Origin of the sequence: uncultured Sphingomonas sp. (assembly GCF_964250165.1) — a bacterium.
Lineage (GTDB): Bacteria > Pseudomonadota > Alphaproteobacteria > Sphingomonadales > Sphingomonadaceae > Sphingomonas.
The window spans coordinates 1-2,137 of record NZ_CAXUEK010000149.1; the positions used below are offsets into that span (position 1 = coordinate 1).

Genomic DNA, 2,137 nt, shown 5'->3' on the forward strand with positions numbered 1-2,137 from the left:
GGGCAGATCCAGGGCTTCTTCGATATCCCGACCGACAATCTCTACGCCGCGCCGGTGATGAGCGCGGACATCCTGGCGCGGTGGGGCGGCCGCAACCTGATGGTCGTCTCGCCCGACGTCGGCGGCGTGGTGCGCGCGCGCGTGCTCGCCAAGCGGCTCCACAACGCGCCGCTGGCGATCGTCGACAAGCGCCGCGAGCGGGCCGGCGAATCGGAGGTGATGAACATCATCGGCGACGTCGCGGGCCGCTTCTGCATCCTGGTCGACGACATCGTCGATTCGGCCGGCACGCTGTGCAACGCCGCCGCCGCGCTGAAGGAGGCGGGCGCGGAAGAGGTGGTCGCCTATGTCACCCACGGCGTGCTCTCGGGCGGCGCGGTGGCGCGGGTGGAGGGCTCGGCGCTGAGCGAGCTGGCCATCACCGATTCGATCGGCAGCGAGGCGGTCGCCGCGTCCGCGCGCATCCGCCACCTGCCGATCGCGCCGCTGCTGGGCGAGGCGATCAAGCGGATCGCGGACGAGACGAGCGTGTCGTCGCTGTTCGATTAGGTCGGGCAGAGGCCGGCCCGCGGCTCTCGTCAACAGATCGTGCGCGAGCCCGACAACGGACCGAACTTACTGGACGGTCGGCTCGGTGCCTGCGATCACCCATGCGCGGCCTTCATCGACCGTGGCGACGATCCGCGCATAGGGCTGGGTGAAGAGCCGTCGAATCTGCATCCGCGCCAGAGAGCTGCCCGTGACGACGGCGAGCGACTTGGCTTTGGGCATCGTCGCCATGTGGGCGCCCATGGCCTGGATGATATCCTGCTGCTGGATGGGACAGCCGCTCACGTCGATCACCATCGAATAGCCACGCAGCTTGTGCACGACGTAGACGCGTTTGACCTCGGCAATGTACGACGCGACCTCGTCCAGCGTCATCATGCCGGCGAGCGTCGCCTCGATGATGCCATGCTGCTGGTCCACCCGGATCGCGTACATCGCCCGTCTCCGCCGCGCCTCCCTCAGCCGTTCCCCAGCGCGACGATGTGATCGAACACCGCCGGGTGCAGCGGCTGGGCGAAGGCGCAGCCATATCTGTACTTGTCGCGCCACGCGACCATGGCCTCCAGCGGCGCCAGCCCCGGCAGCGTCAGCCACACGATCGTGCCCGGCCATAGCGTAAAGCTGGTCTCGGCGCGGAAGCCGGAGCGGGACAGGTCGACCACATCGATCTCGAATCGGGTCTGGCCGCGGTCGCGCAGGTGCGCGCGCATCTTCACCGCGCTGCGCAGCGCGCGGCGCTCGTCCCCGTCGACGACCGGCGAGAAGGGGAGCGTGAAGCGCGGCTGGTCCATGGGCGGGCCTCATGCGCCCGCTCTGGTTAATCCTTGGCTAAAGCCGGTCCGCGCACGCCCGCGCGCCGGCGCCGCTTCAGCTCCGCCTTCAGCCCATCGGGCCGGGGGGCGACGAGAAAGCCGAAGCTGACCGTTCCGCCCCGCGTCTCCACGACATGGTGCAGCCGGTGCGCCTGCACGATGCGCTTCATATAGGGAGAGCGCGGCAGGTAGCGGGTCGCGATCCGCTCGTGGACGATCACGTCGTGGAAGCCGAAATAGATCGCGCCATAGGCGGCGACCCCCGCCCCGATCCAGATCGTGCCCGGCCACCAGCCCCATTGCAGGCCGCCGAGCAGCAGGATGATCGAGGGCGCCGCAAAGATGACGGCGTAGAGGTCGTTCCACTCCCAGCGCCCGTGGCGCGGCCGGTGGTGACTGCGGTGGAGAAACCAGCCGACGCCGTGCATCACCCAGCGGTGCGCCGCATAGGCGACGCCCTCCATCGCGGCGACGGTGAACAGGAACAGGAGGATGCCGACGGCCCAGGACACCTACGGCATATAGGGTGGATTCGCGGCGGGCGATATGCTTTAGGCCGGGCATTCCCGATCCTCGAAAGCCGCGCTCCCGCCCATGAACATTCACGAGTACCAGGCCAAGGAATTGCTGGCGACGTTCGGCGTGCCGGTGCCCGCCGGCTTCGCCGCGATGAGCGTCGACGAGGCGGTGGCCGCCGCGGGCCAGCTGCCCGGGCCGCTCTACGTCGTCAAGGCGCAGATCCACGCCGGCGGCCGCGGCAAGGGCAAGTTCAAGGA

5 protein-coding genes are annotated in these 2,137 nt (G+C 69.1%); 2 read left to right on the top strand and 3 right to left on the bottom strand.

All coding sequences use genetic code 11. From position 1 onward, the window contains the following. Positions 1-549 (top strand): ribose-phosphate diphosphokinase (prs, locus tag ACFE64_RS15610; RefSeq protein ID WP_375393371.1); only part of this gene is annotated, 549 nt, incomplete at its 5' end. Between the two features lie 66 nt (positions 550-615). Here the strand turns inward: prs and ACFE64_RS15615 are convergent. From ACFE64_RS15615 to ACFE64_RS15625, 3 genes are read right to left on the bottom strand one after another with little or no spacing between them, the layout of a single operon-like run. After that, positions 616-984, bottom strand: a complete 369-nt coding sequence (locus ACFE64_RS15615) for a hypothetical protein (protein WP_375393372.1) — start codon at positions 982-984, stop codon at positions 616-618. A gap of 23 nt (positions 985-1,007) precedes the next feature. Then, a complete protein-coding gene (locus ACFE64_RS15620) occupies positions 1,008-1,340 on the bottom strand; it encodes a pilus assembly protein PilZ (RefSeq protein WP_375393373.1) in 333 nt (110 codons plus the stop codon). 26 nt (positions 1,341-1,366) lie between these two features. Beyond that, positions 1,367-1,825 (bottom strand): beta-carotene hydroxylase, encoded by a 459-nt coding sequence (locus tag ACFE64_RS15625; RefSeq protein WP_375393375.1) that lies wholly within the window; start codon positions 1,823-1,825, stop codon positions 1,367-1,369. A 130-nt stretch (positions 1,826-1,955) separates the two neighbouring features. Here ACFE64_RS15625 and ACFE64_RS15630 point away from each other — a divergent pair. Continuing rightward, positions 1,956-2,137: ATP-grasp domain-containing protein (locus tag ACFE64_RS15630; RefSeq protein WP_375393374.1), on the top strand; the 182-nt coding region annotated here is incomplete at its 3' end.

Coding starts and splice junctions, on each gene's coding strand:
- ACFE64_RS15615 (WP_375393372.1), bottom strand. CDS start 984: ATGTACGCGATCCGGGTGGACCAGCAGCATGGCATCATCGAGGCGACG.
- ACFE64_RS15620 (WP_375393373.1), bottom strand. CDS start 1,340: ATGGACCAGCCGCGCTTCACGCTCCCCTTCTCGCCGGTCGTCGACGGG.
- ACFE64_RS15625 (WP_375393375.1), bottom strand. CDS start 1,825: ATGGAGGGCGTCGCCTATGCGGCGCACCGCTGGGTGATGCACGGCGTC.